We start from the raw sequence: 21067 nt of genomic DNA on the forward strand, positions 1-21067 counted from the left end.
GTTCAAAATAGGCGTTTATTTATTACATTTTGGAAAAGAGCATATCGCTCCTCTCCCATTTTTTTGCGTAATCGCTGTTTAGATTTCTTAATAGCTCCTTGCGTAACGCCCAACAAATCACTGATCTCATCGTTGCTCAAATCTAGTTTTTGCAAGATCGCTATCCGAAGGTTACTTTCCGACAATTCCGGAAATTTGGATATTAATTCTTGATAAGAGTCAGGATATACACCGGAGAAGGTGCGTTTAAACGTTCTCCAACTTTCATCGGTGATTAAATTGGAGGCTAATAGTTGCTGTAACTTATCACGGCCTGCTTGCTGCATAATATTATCACTTATCAACGATGTGGTAGACGATGCTATTTCCATCCGTCTCATCTGTTGTCGAAACAAACTTTTCTCTTTTTGGTTTCGAACGTACGTTACCAAATAAAAACCTCCTAACAATAAAACAATGCTAACTGCCAGTCCCGTCAGGAAATTGCTTTTTTGCTTTTCCATTGCATATTCGTAATTGGACTGTGCTAAGCGTTCTGCTATAATTTCCCTTTCGGTTTGCCATCGAGTTTGTTTGGTTACATTCTCACCGTCGAAAAGATTTAGACTGTCTTGCATGTTATAAAGTAACCTCCGTTGGTTAAATTCAGCTTCTTCATTATCTTCGGCTAAGGCAATCTTCAAAAGAAGCTGATGTAGTGTATGTCGATGCACAATCAAGTTTCTATGCTTTTCGGCGAACGGTTGGATCCGTCTCAAATAATACTTAGCTTCTTCAACTTGTCCGTCTTCGAGGAGAAACTTACCTAATATATTCGTCGCATAAAGTGTGTTCAGGCTATCGCCCCCGGCATCAGACATCGCTATATCCCTTCGCAAATATTCCACCGCTTTTTGCTTTTCACCGTTGCCCCACGCAATAAGTGCTTGATTGCCCAATATCTTCGCGTATCGGATAGAGTCCTTGCTTTGTTCAGCCAATAGTAGCGCCTGTTCAAAATAACGTGAAGCATCGGATGTATCTTTTAGCTGCAGCGTATAAAACCCAATATTGTCCAACAGACTGGCTTGTTCGTGCATTTCGGTAGATTCAGTTAATGTCAGGGAACGGTGCAAAAATTTATTCGCCTTCTCAAAATCGCCTATTGTTCCCAAGAAGAAGCCAACTTGCTTATATACTTTCTGTTCGAAAGGTGGCTGTATATCGGAATGTCGCTCCAATAGGTATACAGCCTCTACCATATCTGGCATTGCCAGTGAAATCTTACGCATTCGATAATAATAATGTCCTCGTTGAGTAAGAGCAAACACCAACACTCCAGGATCTCGCAATGCTTTTGAAGCTTCTATCGCTTGGTTAAAAAGATCGTCGCTTTTTTGATTTCTTACAGATTGTTCGCGCGCATAATATTTTGCCAGATTAATTTGGTCAGCAATGGCGACGGGAACTGTGCGATTATTTTCTTCCTGTATAGGATGGCCATAGAAAAACTGCGCCGCTATAGCGACGACGACAATGAATAACAACAGACGAAACAAAAAATGTTTATACCATCGATTTCCCAACATGTATATTTCCGGTTAATATTACCTTTCCATAGTTCCCTACGAAGGTAATAATAAAATAGTATTTAACCTATGAGAAACATACAATAGCTTCTTATCTACTCTATCTGTCTTTCACCATAATAGCGTTATAATCGGGAAATTTTTCAATTAGTTTTTTGCCATACTTATGGCCTAAAACCATAATAGATGTGCTTAAAAAATTGGCAAACTCTGCTGATGAACCAGATACCGTAACGCTTGTCAGTCCCGTTGATGGCCAACCTGTCTTTGGATCTATAATATGAGAATAGCGCTTGCCGTCTATTTCTGTAAATTTTTCATTGCTTCCCGATGTCGCCACGGCACCGTGTCTTAACTTCAACACTTTTATCATTTTGTGGGCTTTGAAGGGGTTGCTTACACCTATTTTCCATGGCTTTTTATCAGGTTGTGTGCCCCAAGTCGAAAGATCCCCGGAAGCATTGACTATACCGCCTACAACACCTAAAGATTGCAACAATTCCCGACCTTTGTCCGCTGCATAGCCTTTTCCGATAGAACCAAAGCCAATTTTCATTCCTTTCTTTTCTAGAAAAATAGTTGAGTTTATACTATCCAAAATAATGTGTTGGTAACCCACATGTTGCACAGAGCTGCGGATAACATCCTCGGAGGGCAATTGTTCCATACTTCCGTCAAAAAGCCAAACCTTATCCAGAGCGGCGATACTGATATCAAAAGCGCCCTCCGTAAGTTGGGAGTAATGAACGGCACGCTGTGTTAATTCAAAAACTTCACGATCAACCTTTATTGGTCGGATACCTGCGTTTTTGTTTACTTGTGAAATTTGCGTATTTGGTTTCCACTCAGAGATGAGATTTTCAATGCGCTCTATTTCATCTGTTATTAACTGAAAATATTGTTGAGCCTGAACGGAGTCGTTTTCCACCAAAACAAACCCAAAAACCGAACCCATCAGCGTAGTTTGTTTCTTAAATATCTGTTGGGAGAAGCTGTTCGGCACATTCACCATGATCAAACAGAAAACTATCAACACATGTTTCATCCTCAATAACAATCGGTTAAGATCTGTCCCTTATAGTTGCTTAGGTCTTTGGTTGAGCATATTTCGGAAAGCATTTTCTCCACATCCTTCTGCATCGCCAATGAACCGCATATCATAATGATACCTTTATTCTTCAGTAATTTGGAAAAAAACGGTGCATCATTTCGAATTAGATCCATTACATATCGTCGATTTTCTTCCCGCGAAAAAGCAATTTGGAAATCTGTTAGTTTTCCCGACGTTATAGCCCCATCGGCAAATTGACGATATTGTTTGGAGAGTACGTTATTATATCGAAAGCCAGCATAAAGTCGGACAGGTATCTTCCTTTTGTTTTCTTCGATCATGCCGAGAAAAGGTGCTATGCCCGTTCCATTCGCAATCATAGCGACAGCCGGGGCTTTTGTGGGAAAATGAAATCCTTTATTGATAACGATCCGACCAGAAATGCTTCCGTTTTGAGTTAACTGATACAAAAATTCAGATCCCAATCCGTTGGGGTACAACTTCACCATAAGTTGGATATTTCCATCTTTTTTACCGATAGAATATAGCCGCTCCCGACCATCGTTGGCGGGATAAATAGCCAACAAATCTCCCGATCGGAAAGATTGTTTACCTTGTGGTTGAAGTATAATTTTAAAAGTAGAATTATCTTCGGTAACTTCCGTTCTTTCCAATACCTTGAACTTTTTCAGCCCTGTTATTTTGGTTGCGTACAATGCAGGTGTGATGCCCAACTCACATGCATTTTTTTCATTCCAAATCTTAACCCACGAGATAAACTCTTCTACTGAACGATCATTTACCGTATGCAAATCGAGCTGTCGTGTTGCCCAATCTTTTTGTGCTAATAGTTCATCAATCTGTCTTGCGTATGCACAAAAATCGGGATATGCCTTTGATCCAAATCCGATTACAGAATATTGCATAGGTTGATTTTGTGGAAACTTTGAGATCAGTTTATCAAAGTGTGCTGCGTTGGCCGGCGCTGTCCCCAAGCCATACGTAGAGCTAAAAACCAAGGCATGAGTTGCTTTAGGAAAAATCGTAAAGCGGTTCATCTCGGTCAGGAACGATTTATATCCGAGAGCCAGCAATTGCTCGTGAATTTTGTTTGCAAAAGATAATGTACTGCCATTTTCTGTTCCTACCAAAATCACGTATTCTGCATTGGATGCATCGAACTTGTTTTTTATTTTCGTCCCTTTTCTCCGGAACGTAATAACAAAACCGGTATAAATGAAAAATAGAATATTCAGCGAAGCAAAACCCAGAATAATGGCCCAAATGGCATTTGTTCGTCCAGTATGCAGATCGAGACTGAGTTTTTCCAATATTAGGCTATACGGGTAACGGGTTTCTTCCACAATTTCTCCTGTAACCTGATTTATTGACAACTCCCGATCTTTCAGTTTCAGCACATAAAACTCTTCGGGGTCATCGGGCATAAACGGAAATTCGATTTTTTCCACGTTAGCAAGAAGTGTTTCCTGAAAAATAGGGAAATCAGCTAAATCTTTTTGTTCCAGATTTTCATCGTCACCCAATACGTGGTCAACTGTTTGGTTTTCACCACTAATCAAACCAATCCTAACCAAAAAAAGATGTGTACCTGTAAGAGCCAATAGCAGTACGGGAATTAGAAAAATCCGCCCACTCACCACATGAAAATATTGAGAGAAAAAATCTTTATTGATCTTAGCAAAGAAATTTCGTAACCCCTGTTGGCGTTTGGCAATCAGTATAACCCCCGAAATGGTAATCAAAAGAAGCAAAAAGGAAACAACCCCGACGATAATACGTCCGGTTTCTTTTAAAAACAGGGAACGGTGCAACGCAATATTCCATTGAATAAAGTCGCTTTGTGGCTTTACTTCTCCCAAAGCAGTTCCGGTTCTCGGATCGATATAGGCTTTCATCGAATTGCCCTCTTCATCGAAGGCTTCGATCATTACAAACTGATTGTGATCTACTGTCAGTTCGGTTATTTCAGAATAAACCTCCCATAGTGCCGGAATGGCCTGTGCGAGGTTTATCTTGTCAAAATCATTGGCTTTATATGCTTGTGTTTTTTCCTCCACTGCACCGATTGCTAAAATAACTCCGGTTACCGAAAGTATTAACAAAAACAAGGAGGAAATAATGGCCAAAGCCAAGTGAGCATACCGCCAAATGGATACCGTCATTCCTGTCTACTGAACTTTGCTTAGTTTCACGAAACGAATATATCCGGCACCCTCTGTTCGTTCTAGCAGACCCTCTGGGGTTACCGCGAGCTCTACGTCTTTTACATGGTATTTCTGTTCCTCTACAGCAGACTCAAAACGCAATTTATACCCTTTGTTCAGTTTCGTATTGTCTATTTCGATGGTACGCACGGCACGGTCGCCACCACCCACCGAAGCACCGGTCACCGCACTGATTTTCTCTTTGGTCTTCGTTTGAAATTTGTACCATTCCTTTAACGTATTGAACCATTGTTTGTCCGGGCCAAGTACAGAAAGGGTCTTTTCATATTCGCCTTTGGGGTTGATCAATGAGATAATGACATAAGCTTTTTCTCCTTGGTAATTCACCATTTGGATCATGCATTTGTATTTGCTTGTTTGAGCGAAAGAATTTGTCGAAAATAAACCCATTAGTAGGGCAAATAATAAGAGTTTTGTTTTCATGTTACTGTTTTAAGAAATCAATAGCGACATTACTGCTTTTCAAGAAGTCATTTTCTTGAGCTAAATCATAAGCAGTCTCGTCAAATTCTGTCTTCAAGTCTTTTTTGGCGCCTAATGCTACTAATGTTTTTAAGATTTGGTCATCTTTGGCGATCAATGCCGCTTTGTGCAATGCCGTAGTACCTTCTTTATCTTGCGCATTGATATCAGCACCTAATTCAGCTGCTTTTTTAATGAGTGTATCATTTTCTTTAGCAACCGCCAAGTGGAATAAAGAGCTTCCGTTTCCTTGAGGAGCAGTTATATCAAGTCCGTTATTTTTTAAGATGGTCAATTTTTCGGCAAAGTCATCTGTTTGTGGTTGACCCTGTGGCCCACCCGGTCCGCCTTCTCTGAATGAATTAAACCAATGATAAGCCAGATTATGGCCATCCCGGTCTGTTACGTTGATATCTGCACCATTTTTTAATAATTGGGTAACAATTTCCGCCGAACCATTGGCGACAGCTTTAGTTAATGCCGACTCACCTCTTACGTTTACCGCGTTGATGTCCGCCGTTTTCGCGATTAATGTTGTAACTAATGCGGCATCTCTGCCACCTGCTGCGTTTATTAAAACAGTATTGCCTTCATGATCTTTTTGGTTGACATCAATGCCTTTTGCCAAGAAATAGTCGATAATTTCCGTATTTGGACGACGCACCAACGTGTGCAGGATCGTAGAACCATCTTTCGGGTTAATCGCTTTGGGATCCAATTTTAGTTCTTCGACTAAATATTGGTATGTTTCGATGCCATTTTGGGACATTCTGGAGCCTTGTGTTGCAAAGAAAAGTGCGCGGTTTGTTGGTTTTATACCCTTCGCAATTAATTTTTCCATTAACGCCTTGTTTCCTAATTTTGCCGCATAATCAACCGCCGTACTTCCATATTCATCCGTATCGCTGTAGGATAAGCCTTTAGATACAAAATAGTCTGACTTGGAAAGATCATTATCTGTGGAAACACCTAGTAATAACAATGTCGCACCATCTTCAAATTTCTGCTTTGGATCTACGCCAGCTTCGAAAAGTGCATCCAAAACAGCGAAGTTATCACTGCTGCTCATAGCCGCATTCTCGATAACGGAACGGCCGTGGCTGTCGTTTAGATGTATATCGGAACCTTTTTCGATTAAGTAAGCAACTAAATCAGCATTTCCTCTTCCTGCTGCCCAATGCAAATAGGAAGCACTGTGATGTGTCTTTTTGGTGACACCGTTGCCTTCTTGTTCCACCATGAATTTGATGGTCTCTAAAGGCGCATTGTTAAGGATGGCCCTTGCAGTTGGATCCCAGGAAGCCGCATTGGGCTGTGATGGACTATTCCCCTTGGCAATTTCTGCTTTTACCTGTTCTATAGTAGGTTTTGATTTCCAAAAATCAGCATCCATCAAGGTATTGGTTTCACGTTGCTGTGCCGTAGCATATACGGATGCAAGTAAAAATATAGAAAGAAAAAGTCTGTTCATGACGTATAAATTTATTTATATTGATTCTAAATTGATGCGAATTTAAAAAACTGTCCGCATAAAAACGAAGTATTTATATTAAATTCCTGTTCTTAAACATAAAATCAGGTAAGGTGTGTCCCACCTTACCTGATTTCGACATACAGGGTGTTATCAGTTTGTCTAGTATGACCCAATATAGCTAGAACCTGTTTGACCAGCCAATTTAGCTCCTTTGATTACTTCTCCCGTTTTCCAGTTGATAATATACAATCGACCTTCTTCACCCACAGGAGTCAATGGCACATAAGCATAATCATCTACCGCTATTAAACCTTGCCACTGAGAGACATTTAATGCTGTTTCATAATCATTGGCGATAGGTGTTGCCGTGCCAGCATTCAAGTCGATCAAGGCAATATAACCACCTCCGCTATTAGAATTCTTACTATACAATACGATGCCCTTGCCATTCTCGATATATCTCCAAGCTTGTATACGAGCAGAATTGTCCCCTAACGCTGTACGAAGATTGAAGTAAAATGAAGCATCATAGTCGTTGGTATTTTTGCTGATACGTAAGATTTCATAGCCACTTCTATCCGTAGCAGCTTGATAGATATGCCCATCTTCACCCACATATTGTGACATTGTACGATAAGCATGGTTATTTGCGGTAGAACGTGTAGACGTGATGATTTTAGGATTTTGCAGAGATGGATAATCAACAACTAAAGTCACGGTACCAATTTCTCTTGTCGCACTTGCCCAGACTAAACCACCATTTGTGTTAAGCGTAGGTTTTTTAGTTGCATCCGTTCTGGACACATTACAACCGATGAAGATTTTATTCTTAGCTTCGTTCAGAATAGGTACATCAATACGCCCCACAGCATAGCCAGCATCCTTTTGCTCTTGTGAGAAAGGAAACTCAAACTCTGTCTGCCTTGTGATCTCCGGATCATCTAGATTCAAGGTTGCTATTTTTACGGTGCTTTTAGTGGATTGGAAAACAGCATTCACTCCCTCGCCAGTGTACAGTATTTCTGAGGAGCCAAACACCCCTACTCCAATTCCCTCTGCTGCTACCACCCAACGTGGAGCAGATCCTAGAATAGGCTCTGTATTGATCTCCTCACGTGTATCGGTAAACACAGACCCTTCCGACACACGGTATTTGTTAAAAGTACCACCAGATTCTCCAGTGTACTGGATGTTATAGATAAAGTTTCCATTTTTAGACGCCTGTGCACGAGCTGTACGCTGAGATCTCAGCTCTGTACCATTGGTATAAATATTGATGACCTTATTAGGATCTTTTGCTTCTTCTGGTGTAACAGCATACACCATCGTTCCTCCGTTCCCTGCTTCTCCTTCATCATCAGGATAAGAAGCTAATAAGGTAATCCACTGTCGATCCCAGATATCAGGGCCAGATGGCCCCCCAGTATTTGGATCGGGATCATTTTTATCACAACCTATCATCGTTCCCATAACTAGGGCAGATCCAAACAATGCGACTTTCAGTACATTTGTTTTCATATTTGCTAGAATTTATTAAAATTATTTATAGTGTAATTCAGTTTAACATAAGCTCCTCGTCCGGGTTTTATTACGCCAAAATTATCATAAACCTCGGCATCCAATATGTTCTTTAGATCTAAACTCACCACCATTTTCCCACTTGGGAAACGATAACTCGCACCAATGTCATGGTGAAACTGTGTCGGTGTGACAAACCATTCCGACTCGGGCCAAACTGTATTGAAAGGAGCCACGTAACCCATATTGTAATAAACATTCAATGCAGCTTGCTTTTGGATAATATTATTCATACGGTATTGTACGCTTCCATTCATCGTAAAAAAGGGTTCATTAGGAATTTGCCTATTGTAAAAATCGTTAGGTTTGCCACTCTCATCAAGCTCTTGCTTAAAGAGTGAATTGAATTTGGACAGGTTAAAAAGCATATTCAATTTATTATCATAGATATAGATGATCTCACTCTCGAAGCCGCGTGATTGTGTTTTAGACAGATTGACATATTGAGTTACTTGGATATCCTCATGGTCTTGCTCACGACCTTCGATAATGCCATCGACAACCGTTCTAAGGGTGATCTTGTCGTAACCATTTCGCCAAAAAACATTACCATAAACAGACAGTTTATGCTTACCAAACTCGATCGTACCGTAACGCAACCCTAAGTTATAATTGATGTTCTGTTCGGATGTAATCTGCATGTTCGGCATCAAATTATTTTCCGGATCACCAAAAATCTGCGACTCTGTAGGAGCTACGTAGGAGTTTTCGGCGGAACCTATGACGAACAAATTGGGTATAGCGTTGTAGGAAACCGTCGCACCGTAACCAAAGTTACCCTCCCTTGTCGTTTTTTTCTCATGGTTAATAATACCATTCACTTCATCAACAGGTTTCGTTTGTCTATTTCGGCTCTCCGTATATTTACCCAAGATATTTGTTCGCAATTTGCCATCAAAGGTCTGTGCTTCGTAATTCATAGATACAATTCCTTTCGAAACTTGATTCCTTGTAACCCAACGATCTTTGGCAGGATTTAATAGGTCTTTGTCGTTTCGGTCAGTTAGTTCATATTTGTAATTGACCGCTACGCGATGTCCTGAGATTATGGTGTATGCTAAGTTAGAGCGGATATTGGTTATTTGCCGTTGAATATCTGATATTACAGCGTCACCTTGTTGTCCTTTACCAGATAAATGTCCTTCCGGAAGAAGCTCACCATCTTGATTTGGGGCTAACAACAAGGGGTTGCCGTCCCAATTGTACCGCATGCTTACAGTATCTTCCAGATACGTGGTCCTTCTACTATGTACAGCGTCCAAATTCAGCGCTAAACCCTCTACGAACAGGTTTCTTTTATTATAATTGAGGCTGAATGCATTTGCCTGATATTCTGCGTGACGTCCCACATAGGGTCTCGCCATGGTTGTACCATGCGGAATCTCGTTATATGTATCAGAAACATTATACCCCAAAAAGAATTGGTCGGCCCAATCAACATCAGTAAACCCAAACTCAAAACGCCCCCCTGCTGCCCGATAAGAGTCATTAAAGCGCTTGCCTTCATAATAGCGCATAACCCTTCCCCCCGGTTGTGTATATTTCGAGAATTTGCCGCGCATCTTATAACTGTTGTCAGTATATGTATAGAAGCCTGACATCCTCGTCGTAAAGCCATTTTTCTGATTTCGATACAAAGCGCTCAAGTCACCTTGTGCCGTATTGAATGATCCGTAAGACAATGCAGCTGTGATATTGTTGGCTGAGGCATCTTTTTTCATCACTACGTTAATAGCTCCACCAACATAATCACCACTGAGATGTGAGGGCAATACACCTTTATACACTTCAATCCGTTCAATCATAGCGGGAGGAATATTATTGAGATTAAAAGAAGAACCATATGTAGACACCTCTATACCGTCAAGGAATATCCCCACAGCACTTCCCGACATCCCATTTAAGTTATATTCTATAGGAGCACCCACTCCACCATTTTGCCGAACACGCACACCGACGGCACGATCTAACAACTCATTTGTCGTGAGATTTCTAAGAGAAGCTTCCTTGGTTTCGATAACTGCCACAGCAAAACCACTCGTTTCCATTTCCCTTTTTTCCGTCATACGGCTCACCTCCACACCTTCTAGCGCTATATCGCCTGTCGCCGATACCGCAATCAAAAAATTGTGTATTGGTTTATCTACTTTTAGCCGAACCGTTTTCGGCTGAATTTCGATAGCTGTTACTTGTATTTCCCGATTACCGTAAGGCACATTGTTTAAAGAATAACGTCCTTCTTTATCGGACATACTGCTGATATCCGTACCTTTCACCCGTATCGTAGCATGGCTAACGGATTCGCCGGATGCCAGATGGATTTTTCCCGTCACCGTGCTCAGCTGCCCAAAAGCTGTTATTGATAATAAGGTTAATAAGCAAATTAATATATATGGTATGAATCCTTCTAACTTCATTTTAGAACTGGTCTAAATAATAATGCGGTGCAAATATAGAATAATTCTAAATAACATTATGACGTAATCGGAAAATAAATGTTCAAATTCGGAAAATGGAAGTCTATGCTAATATACTTTTTTTGGATAAGTCGTGTACGAACAACCGATTGCGTCCTTATTTATGCTTTTTTTTGCATGATTTTGCCTACTTTTTTCGACTTAGACCGGTTTTATTTTTAAATTTGTTATTCAGGTTGTAAACAATATAAATTATTCCTTATTCAATGGCAAGATTAAACTTATTGGAGGAGACTCGTTTTGAGCGTGTACCGGTAAAAGTGTACGCTAATCAAAATGAAGCCTCTATGGATGTTGCTAATCGTATAGCTACCATCATCAAAGAAAAGCAGGCAAAAGGCGAGACGGCAGTACTAGGTCTGGCTACCGGCGCTACGCCTGTTAAAGTGTATAAAGAATTAGTCCGTCTTCACAAAGAAGAGGGGTTAAGCTTTAAGAATGTTGTCACATTCAATTTGGACGAGTATTATCCCATGAAACCTGATGCTCCCCAAAGTTATGTGGCCTTCATGAACAAAAATCTGTTCGACCATATTGATGTTCCTAAAGAGAGTATCAATATCCCCGATGGTACATTGCCAGAGGATGCTATACACGCCTATTGTGAAGCATATGAGCAGAAAATATCCAATTTAGGAGGCATTGACATTCAGCTTCTCGGTATTGGCCGGACAGGGCATATCGGATTTAACGAACCGGGGTCAGCACCAAACTCAGGTACCCGTCTGGTTGTATTAGATGATCTGACACGCCGCGACGCTTCCCGTGATTTCGGAGGTAAAGAAAATGTGCCTACTAAAGCGATAACGATGGGAGTTGGAACAATCTTCAAGGCGAAAGAGATTGTGCTCATGGCTTGGAATGAGAAAAAAGCAGAAATTGTAAAAAAGGCTGTAGAAGGCGAAATATCTTCTGACATTCCGGCAACATATCTTCAGCTTTCCAATTCCGTGGAGTTTATATTGGATACGGACGCCGCTTCACAATTGACACGATTTGACTTACCTTGGTTAGCACACGAGGTAACATGGACGGATACATTGATAAAAAAAGCGGTTGTATGGTTATCATTGAAATTGAATAAAGCCATTTTAAAGCTAACCGATGACGATTACAACAATAACGGTATGGCTCAACTTGTGACAGAGAAAGGTCCGGCATACAGCATCAATATCAAGATATTTAACGAATTACAGCATACCATTACAGGCTGGCCTGGAGGAAAACCTGGGGTAGATGACACGAATCGACCAGAAAGAGCAGAACCAGGACATAAAAATGTTATCCTATTCTCCCCTCATCCCGATGATGATGTCATTTCTATGGGGGGAACGTTTATACGTTTGGCTGATCAGGGACATAATGTACATGTTGCTTATCAAACTTCAGGCAATACGGCGGTTTGGGACGATGATGTCTTACGCTATCTGGAGTTTGTCCAAGATTTTGCGGTTGCTGTAGATGACGACAACGGTGTTACGGCCAAAATCTACAATGAAGCGAAAGAATTTTTCAAAACAAAACAGCCAAACCAGGTCGATCCAGAAATCATCCGAACAATTAAAGCTTTTATTCGCAAAGGAGAGGCCATTGCGGGCGCACGTTTTGTGGGGCTTCCAGATAGTAACATTCATTTCCAAGATTTACCTTTCTATGATCGCGGTAAATTTTCTAAAGATGTTTCCTATGAAGACGATATCCAACAAACCATGGAATTACTTCGAAAAGTGAAGCCGCATCAGGTATTTGCTGCTGGTGACTTTGCCGATCCGCATGGAACGCATAGAGTATGTTTTGATATCATCTTCGAAGCTTTAAAACGACTATCGAAGACCGATGAGTGGACAAGAGATTGTTGGTTATGGCTATACAGAGGAGCTTGGCATGAATATCCGATCCACGAAATTGAAATGGCAGTTCCACTTTCTCCACAAGAGGTAAAACGCAAGCGTCTTGCTATCTTTAAGCACCAATCACAAAAAGATGTGCCTGTGTTCCCGGGGGATGATCCACGTGAGTTTTGGGTACGTGCCGAAGATCGTACAAGTGAAACGGCAGAGCTTTATCATAAACTAGGATTGGCAGACTACGAAGCTATTGAAGCCTTTGTGAGATGGAAATTTGATTAAAAAATATGCCCCAATTCCATCAAAATTTCAGTTCCTTGTTGGAGAAGAAAGCTGTATTTTAAGGAATTGGGGATAAAACCAAAATATTTTTTAAAAGTGGTCGTGAAATGGGTAGAATGCTTGTAACCCGTCATTCGAGCCACATCTGATACTCGGTAGTTACCTGTAAGAATAAGTTCTTTGGCATATTCCATTTTTTGCTCCATAATGTAGTTCATTACTGTTTTTCCAAAATATTGCTTAAAATATTTTTTCAGATATTGAACATTCGTACCTACCTGTTTGGCTAATTCTGGTATACTGTGATTCTTCGACAAATCTGCTTCAATAATCTCTTTGACAAGTAGGATTTTCTCATAATGATCTTTCATCACGATTACCTGCTGTGTATTTTTGCTTTCTACTGCGAGTGATTCTATCTGATGAAATATAATTTCCAAGATAACCAACTCTGAGCGCATCTTGTAAAGCAAATCCATTTTCGGCAATGATTCCAGCTGTTCGAATAAAAGCCTAAAACGTGTATCACTCTTCGTCATAAAACCTTTTGCAAACCTCACGGATTCTTGTTGGTATTTATCATGAAAAAAGTGGAGGTTTTCTGGTGCAATCAATACAATGACAAGACGATTACATTCATCTTCGCTCCGTATTTCAATAGTACTGTGCGCGTCGAGATAATGAATAACATTATGCCCTTCCGGCAAAACGCACGAATCATGAGATAATCTGTAATGAACGGTTTGCGAACAATTATGGGAAAGAATGTTGATATAACATGCTTTTTCTGTCTGATAAGAAAACAGCGCATTTCCTTTAATATATTGATGTTGAAAAGCGTATTGCGTAACGGTCAATGCACAACTATTCTCCATTTTATTTAGATCGATTCTACACAAACAAATATAGTCATATTTTTATTGTAGCCAAATTTGGAGTTCACTTACACTCAATTTACAATGTGCTGACTAGAGATAACGTCCAGAAAATAGAAAATCTCTATCTTTGAATAAATAAAAAGAGATGATGATGAGAAAATTTGTAGCACTGCTCCTATTCACCATACCAGCCCTTCTTTTCGCTCAGATCAAGGAAACCAAAGAAGAGCTTATCGCACAGGTAAAAGCCAACCCTTCCAGTGTTGAAACACTGAAAACTATACAGCGGGTGGGCGGATACAATCCCGATTATAAAGAGCTGCGGAAATTATTTAAAGGTTTAGACAAGACTGTACGCCGGTCAGCACAAGGCAAGCAGTTTGATTACTACCTTAAACGTTTGGAGAACTCTTCCGTAGGTAAAAAGGCGCCTGCCATCACCCAGCTTACCCCTGAAGGCGAACCTTTCTCTCTTTCGGACTTGCGTGGTAAATATGTGCTGATTGAATTCTGGGCTTCCTGGTGTCCGGATTGCCGTAGAGAAAACCCTAACTTGGTCAGGACATATGCTGAATTTAAAGACAAGAATTTTGATATCTTGGGTGTTTCTTTTGACCGTAAGCTTGACGATTGGGTCGCTGCTATTGAAAAAGATAAGTTAATCTGGAAACATATTTCCGATTTACAATCGTGGCAGAATGCGGCAGGAACGTTATACGGCGTACGCGCGATTCCACAGAATATTCTCGTTGATCCGAAGGGTATCATCGTGGCTCGCAACCTACATGGCGAAGAGCTGAATGCAATGTTGAGAGATATGCTGAAGTAAATAAATTTTTCCGTAAGGTACAAAGTTCTGTACCGCGCTTACTTTCTATCCTTTACTCCTCACAAACACCTTCTTCGCGAATGACACAACCGCAACAACGAATATCCCCGCTATCAATCCCACAGAAAATTCCTTAATAATAGCGGGTAACGATGGAAAAAGATGATGGATATAGTCGATATTATGTACAAAGATACCGCCTGAAACCAATATCAGTGCAATAGTACCTATAACCGCCAACGCTTTAATAATCACTGGCAAGGATTTCACCAATAAATGCCCCAAACGAGACGAAAAACCTTTTCCATTTCCATACTTAATGAGCTTATAACCGGTATCATCCATACGAACAATAAGTGCAACAATCCCATAAACACCTACAGTTGCCAGCAGAGCCACAACAGACACCGTAATAATCTGTATGGTCAAGGTTCTGTCCAGAACCGTGCCTAACGCGATGATAACAATCTCAACCGAAAGGATAAAATCGGTTGTTATCGCTGACCTGATTTTTGCTTTTTCTACTTCTACACTCTCTTCTTCCTTTTGCTCAACCGCGGGTGTCTCATCTTTCGATCGATGAAAGAAATATTCGATAATTTTTTCCGCTCCTTCATAAGCAAGATAGAAACCTCCTAAAATCAAAGCGACTTTTATAGCAATTGGAAAAAAAGCGTTTAGCAATAATGCAATAGGAACGATAATAAGCTTATTGAGGAACGAGCCTTTTGTTATTGCCCATAAAACCGGTATCTCTCGGGATGCTAAAAAGCCAGTTGCTTTCTCCGCATTGACAGCCAAATCATCGCCCAAAATCCCTGCGGTTTTGCGAGTCGCAACTTTAGCCGTCACCGCTACATCGTCCATTAGTGCCGCGATATCGTCTAAAATCGCAAAAATACCTGATGCCATATTACTTTAAAATATAAAGGCTAAAATAGAAAATAATCTTATATTTAAAATTGTAGTTTTGGTTTTTATAACTTTACAACTACTGGCTTGCAACATTAATCTTCTTTTATAAACGTGGAGTCTAAAAACAATCATATTCAATGGAAAAAGATCGTACATGCAATTGCTGATAAGCGTGATGAAGAAGCTTTTAAAACTCTTTTTTTGCATTTTTATGATGATCTTACCCATTTTTCCACATCAATAATACAAGACGAAACAATTGCGGAAGACTTGGTCGCAGAATTAATGATGAAAGTCTGGCTTATGGGAGAAAACTTATTAAAAGTAAAAAATATAAAAACCTATCTTTTTATTGCCATCAAGAATCTTTCACTCAACGTTCTGGCTAAAAATAAAGTTATATCATCCACTCCACTTGCTTCCTATGACTTATCTACTGTTAATAGTCCTGAGGAAATTCTAATTCATAAAGAAATTACCTTACATATAGATGCAGTTATTGAAGCTCTCCCTCCAAAATGTAAGATGGCTTTCATATTAGTGAAGGACAATGCCTGCTCCTATAAAGAAGCTGCCGCTATTATGGAAGTAAGCACCAACACAATAGACCGCCATATCCAAATCGCTTTACGTAAAATTCAAGTAGCCTTAGAAAAAATCAAATAGCTCATTTTCAGAAAATTATAAAAAATATATCTTTTCTGTTGGTGAAAAGTCTTGTAGATTTTGTCTTATATTAAAACACGATGTATTATGCCTATTGAAGATAATCGTTTTTACGAATTAATCGCCAAATACTTACGTCAAGATATAAATGACGAAGAACGGGACACTTTATTCGCAGAAATTGCTTCCGATGAAGGAAGGAGGATAGTTTTTGATAAGCTCACAAAATCATCAAAAAAAACGAGTGCAAAGGAAACTTTAGCCTTTAAATATGCACGTTTACAAGACAAAATATCTCAAACATCACCTCATGTAGGAGAAGAGGTAATCAGATATTCAAAAACTACCCGGACTTTTTGGTGGTATGCCGCCGCTTCTGTTTTATTGATTATAGGTATTACCACTCTTTTTTATGGAAACCTTATCTTAAAAAACGATTCCATAACAACGATTCTAGTTGAAGTTCCCAAAGGAGAGAAAAAAATCGTAACCATGCCTGATGGCACACAAATTTGGTTAAATGGAGGAAGCGTTATCCAATATTCCTCTACTTTCGGAAAAAAAGATCGAAATATTATCCTTTCTGGGGAAGCTTATTTCACCGTAACCAAGAACAGTACACTTCCTATGGTAGTCGAAGCAAAACAGGTTAAAGTTGAAGTATTAGGCACTATATTTAATATCCGTGCATATGAGGATGAACCGAAGGTAGAAACGGTACTCGTTGAAGGAAAAGTCCAGCTTTATATTAATAATGATAAAAGCGAGCTTCATACTATGGCACCAGGCGATATCATTGAGATAGCTCCCCGAAAACCTGCACCTCTTACCGATAATAATCACGATACAACTTTCCTGTCTATCAAAAAAATAAACGATGATTTTGTGCTAACAAAAAAACATTTCGCGAACACACAGGAGCAGGGTTTGCCGGCTGCAGTTGCTTGGAAAGATGATATTCTTGTATTTGATAATGAACCGCTTGCCTCTGCCATATCTAAAATCGAAAAGTGGTACAATGTGGAAATTAACGTCACGAATCCCACGTTAAACACCCTCCGTATTAGTGGTACTTTTGAGGAAGATTCAGTTGAACAATTATTATCCATTTTAAAAATTACCGGAGCCACTTTTGAATACCGTATCGGTAAAGATGGAATAACACTTTATTAATCATAAAATCTAAATGAGCATGATGAAAAAGACATAACATGAAGTTCTACTAAAAAAGGACACATCCAGTGATGTATCCTTGTCAATTTAAAAACAAAGCACCTAGCCCTGAGAAAGTAAAGTGCTTATTTATAAATCTATTAATACCAAAAGTATGAAAATTTATTTACATGCCAGAGAGGGCATTGTACCTATTTACCTTTACAAAACATTATTGATGACGAAGCTAATTATCTGCCTCATTTTCATATTTTCCATCAGAACCTTTGCAACACCTTCCATAGCCCAGGAGAAGGTGTCCATTCGATTGGAACGTACGGATTTAAAGAACGTCATTAAAAGCATTGAAAAACAGACAAAGGTTCGTTTTATTTATATCGACAATCTCCTGAATAATACTGTTGCTAATGTTCATGCAACCAACCAGCCCTGGACACATGTATTACTCCCATTATTAAGTAACGCAGGGCTAAGCATAAAGAAACTTGACGATCAACGGATGGTCATTCAACCGTTAAAGAATAAACAAGAGGGATATCCGGTAACGGGTTTGGTGGTGGATATAAGTGGCAAGCCCCTCACGGGAGTAAGTATTATTGAAAAATCTTCGGAAAGGGGTACAAGTACAGACGAAACGGGGCGTTTCAGTCTGAATGCGAGCAATGATCAGGCGACAATTGTTATTTCTTTTATAGGATACCTGACACAGGAAGTTCCAGTCTCTTCCCAAGAAATACGTGTCGTATTGGAAGAAGACTTAACATCGTTAGAAGAAATTGTTGTTGTCGGATTTGGTACACAGAAAAAAGCGAACCTCACAGGAGCAGTGTCCTCTGTGGACATGGACAAAGTCCTAGGCGACCGTCCTGTTAGCAGCGCATCTCAAGCTCTGCAGGGAGCACTACCGGGTATGCAGGTCACATTTGGAAGTGGACGCCCTGGTCAATCCACAAATCTAAATATCAGAGGTGAGACTTCCATTAACGGAGGGGCGCCATTGGTGTTGGTAGATAACGTACCTATGAACATAGATGATGTCAATCCCAAAGATATACAAAATGTCACGGTACTAAAAGACGCTGCAGCTTCATCAATATACGGCGCCAGGGCCGCATTCGGTGTCATTCTAATCACAACCAAAAAAGCAGGACGAAACCAACCTACCAGATTCAATTATTCCACAAATTTAACCTGGTCTACACCCACTACACTGCCGGAGAAAGCATCGCCGTTAGAATTTGTACAAGGATTGAAAGATTTCGGCAACACAACAAATTGGGCAGGACAAAATGTGGAGACTTGGTTGGGTCTCCTAGAAGAATATCAAGCTGATCCATCCTTATATCCTGACGGAATTACGACAGTGGGTGGTACGCGATACCCCCTACAGGAACATGATATGTATGGTGCCGTATTTACGACAGGAAAAGAGCAATTGCACAATCTTTCGTTTAGTGGTGGTAGTGAAAGAATTGCCTATCGTTTGTCGGGTATGTATGCCGATGAAGACGGTATTATGCTAACCAATAAGGATCGCTACAAACGCTATAATCTTAATGCTTATGTCAATACCGAACTATTCAAAAACTTCAATGCCAGTGCTAACATTTTGTATAAAAATGATAATCGCACTACACCCATGAACATGGGAGAAATGTTTTATCGTGCCATTACGCATAGCTCCTACGTTAATCCAGGATATGACATCGCGCCGGATGGTACATCTATTCCTTACGGTACACCTAACAATTATCTGAAATACGAAGACCCTACGAAAAACTATAATGACGATTTGCGTCTTTTCGGAAAATTAGAATATAATCCGTTGCGAGGTTTGAATATTACTGCAGAATATACATTCAACAAGAATAACACCAATAGGCAGTATTATCAGGTTAGACATACCTATATGAACCCAAATAACTATACCGAAGAGCATTTATTTAACAACGAATATTACGAACGTACGAGTGGCATCACCAATTATAACGCGCTGAATCTATACGCAAACTACGAGCACTCGCTGAGCGATCATAACTTTAAATATCTCTTAGGTACCAATTATGAGAAAAGTCATACAGAAAGTTACTGGGCTACACGTTATGACCTGTTAAGCCCTACTTCTCCTTCACTTGGGACAAGTACCGGAAACCAGTTGGTTGGCGATTCCTTTGGTCAATATGCGGTACTAGGCTACTTTGGTCGTATAAACTACGATTACAAAAGCAGATATCTGCTCGAGATCAATGGGCGATTGGATGGCTCTTCCCGCTTTCAAGAGGGTTCTAGGTTCGGTTTTTTCCCCTCAATATCAGCCGGATGGAATATCAGCGAAGAGCCTTTCATGGCTAATTTAAGGAATACGGTACCTTTGCTCAAGTTCCGGGGTTCTTTTGGTGAAATAGGAAACCAAGTGGTACGAAACCCGGATGGAACTGAGGTATATTTCCCTGTAACCCCAGAAATGACCGCGACGAATACCAATTGGATAAACCCCGAGACAAACATCCGGTATCTGGCAATTAATCCACCAAACTTAGTTTCTTCTACCTTTACATGGGAAGCTGTCAGAACATTAAATGTCGGCGTAGATATCGGACTTTTCAACAGTAAACTTAACACCAGTTTCGATTGGTTTCGCCGACAAACAATCGGTATGCTTTTTCGAGGAGCAGATTTACCAGCTGTGCTAGGGGCTGAACCTCCTTTCCAGAACGTTACAGATTTAGCGTCCAAAGGTTGGGAATGGGAATTATCCTGGCGAGACAAGATCAGTGAGTTTTCATATAGTATAGGCTTCAATCTATCCGACAATAAGGGAATTATTACCCGAATAAATAACAGCGCGGGACTCATCGATGGATATTACCTAAATAAAGAAATTGGTGAAATCTGGGGATATGTCACCGATGGATTCTATACGGTTGATGATTTTGTGGAAGGGACACTCGACAATAATCTCATGAATGGTCAATTAAAAGATGGTATCCCCTATTTTAACGGTGTAGCCCAAAATCCCGGTGATGTTAAATACCAAGATCTAAATAATGATGGTATTATATTCTCCGGGAATGGCACCTTGTCTGACCCGGGAGATATGCGGGTCATTGGGAATAACAGAAGGCGGTATCAATTTGGTATTAATACTGATTTCAGTTATAAGAACTTTGACCTGTCCGTATTTTTGCAAGGAGTAGGCAAGCGCGATATGTGGATGAGTAACGCATTGATATGGCCTTACAGTAACGAATTTGGAACATTGTTCAAACATAGTTTGGACTATTGGACACCGGAAAATCCAGAGGCATATTACGGCCGTATATATGCAAATGCTGGATTGAATACAGGAGCAAACAGGCGTGTACAGACTCGCTTTTTACAAGATGGTTCCTATCTACGGGTACGAAATATTACCTTAGGTTATAATCTTTCCAAGGATTTGTTAAAAACTAAATTTCTAGAGCGTGTTAGATTGTATGTAACAGGAGAAAATCTTTTTCTTTTCGACAAATTGCCCGCAGGTATTGAAGCAGATGCCGAGAATCTTGGTTCTGGAGGAATTTATCCTTACTTAAAAAAATACAGTTTTGGAGTAAACATCAATTTTTAACAAACTTCAAA

General features: G+C 40.0%; 14 protein-coding genes. 5 read left to right on the plus strand and 9 right to left on the minus strand.

Annotation, left to right across the window (positions count from 1 at the left end; all coding sequences use genetic code 11):
* Window positions 1-2: 2 nt before the first annotated feature.
* The 7 genes from H8B21_RS04130 to H8B21_RS04160 form a co-directional block, all read right to left on the minus strand.
* Window positions 3-1568, minus strand: coding sequence for a tetratricopeptide repeat protein (locus tag H8B21_RS04130; RefSeq protein WP_190312498.1), 1566 nt, complete (start codon window positions 1566-1568; stop codon window positions 3-5).
* Between the two features lie 100 nt (window positions 1569-1668).
* Window positions 1669-2613, minus strand: a complete 945-nt coding sequence (locus H8B21_RS04135; protein WP_190312499.1) for an FAD:protein FMN transferase — start codon at window positions 2611-2613, stop codon at window positions 1669-1671.
* 2 nt (window positions 2614-2615) lie between these two features.
* On the minus strand, window positions 2616-4802 hold the full coding sequence (locus H8B21_RS04140) for a PepSY domain-containing protein (protein WP_190312500.1): 2187 nt from the start codon (window positions 4800-4802) through the stop codon (window positions 2616-2618).
* Between the two features lie 6 nt (window positions 4803-4808).
* Complete coding sequence (locus H8B21_RS04145) at window positions 4809-5288, minus strand: DUF2271 domain-containing protein (protein WP_190312501.1); 480 nt, start codon at window positions 5286-5288, stop codon at window positions 4809-4811.
* Between the two features lies 1 nt (window position 5289).
* A complete protein-coding gene (locus H8B21_RS04150) occupies window positions 5290-6798 on the minus strand; it encodes an ankyrin repeat domain-containing protein (RefSeq protein WP_190312502.1) in 1509 nt (502 codons plus the stop codon).
* Between the two features lie 162 nt (window positions 6799-6960).
* Window positions 6961-8319: a hypothetical protein gene (locus H8B21_RS04155; RefSeq protein ID WP_190312503.1), complete on the minus strand. Its 1359-nt coding sequence runs from the start codon at window positions 8317-8319 to the stop codon at window positions 6961-6963.
* A 5-nt stretch (window positions 8320-8324) separates the two neighbouring features.
* Window positions 8325-10796 (minus strand): TonB-dependent receptor, encoded by a 2472-nt coding sequence (locus H8B21_RS04160; protein ID WP_190312504.1) that lies wholly within the window; start codon window positions 10794-10796, stop codon window positions 8325-8327.
* A gap of 266 nt (window positions 10797-11062) precedes the next feature.
* On the opposite strand from H8B21_RS04160, the gene nagB reads away from it, so the two are divergent.
* On the plus strand, window positions 11063-12985 hold the full coding sequence (gene nagB, locus H8B21_RS04165) for a glucosamine-6-phosphate deaminase (RefSeq protein WP_190312505.1): 1923 nt from the start codon (window positions 11063-11065) through the stop codon (window positions 12983-12985).
* On the opposite strand, the gene H8B21_RS04170 is transcribed toward nagB, so the two are convergent.
* Complete coding sequence (locus H8B21_RS04170; RefSeq protein WP_190312506.1) at window positions 12982-13860, minus strand: helix-turn-helix transcriptional regulator; 879 nt, start codon at window positions 13858-13860, stop codon at window positions 12982-12984. The two genes, nagB and H8B21_RS04170, sit on opposite strands and share 4 nt — an antisense overlap.
* Before the next feature lie 148 nt (window positions 13861-14008).
* Between H8B21_RS04170 and H8B21_RS04175 the strand changes: the two genes are divergently transcribed.
* Window positions 14009-14692: a peroxiredoxin family protein gene (locus tag H8B21_RS04175; RefSeq protein WP_223814822.1), complete on the plus strand. Its 684-nt coding sequence runs from the start codon at window positions 14009-14011 to the stop codon at window positions 14690-14692.
* 45 nt (window positions 14693-14737) lie between these two features.
* Here H8B21_RS04175 and H8B21_RS04180 read toward each other — a convergent pair whose 3' ends face one another.
* Window positions 14738-15604, minus strand: coding sequence for a DUF808 domain-containing protein (locus H8B21_RS04180; protein ID WP_190312507.1), 867 nt, complete (start codon window positions 15602-15604; stop codon window positions 14738-14740).
* 114 nt (window positions 15605-15718) lie between these two features.
* Here H8B21_RS04180 and H8B21_RS04185 point away from each other — a divergent pair, with 114 nt between their 5' ends.
* The 3 genes from H8B21_RS04185 to H8B21_RS04195 all read left to right on the plus strand — a co-directional run bounded on the left by H8B21_RS04185 (window position 15719) and on the right by H8B21_RS04195 (window position 21056).
* Window positions 15719-16273 carry a sigma-70 family RNA polymerase sigma factor gene (locus H8B21_RS04185; RefSeq protein ID WP_190312508.1) on the plus strand — a complete coding sequence of 185 codons (555 nt, stop codon included), beginning with the start codon at window positions 15719-15721 and terminating at the stop codon, window positions 16271-16273.
* A gap of 87 nt (window positions 16274-16360) precedes the next feature.
* The gene (locus H8B21_RS04190) at window positions 16361-17446 is read left to right on the plus strand and encodes a FecR family protein (protein WP_190312509.1); all 1086 of its coding nucleotides are present in this window, start codon (window positions 16361-16363) and stop codon (window positions 17444-17446) included.
* 154 nt (window positions 17447-17600) lie between these two features.
* Window positions 17601-21056, plus strand: coding sequence for a SusC/RagA family TonB-linked outer membrane protein (locus H8B21_RS04195; protein ID WP_190312510.1), 3456 nt, complete (start codon window positions 17601-17603; stop codon window positions 21054-21056).
* The last annotated feature ends 11 nt before the right edge of the window (window positions 21057-21067 follow it).

The organism is Sphingobacterium chuzhouense (genome assembly GCF_014692525.1).
GTDB classification, from domain to species: Bacteria; Bacteroidota; Bacteroidia; order Sphingobacteriales; family Sphingobacteriaceae; genus Sphingobacterium; species Sphingobacterium chuzhouense.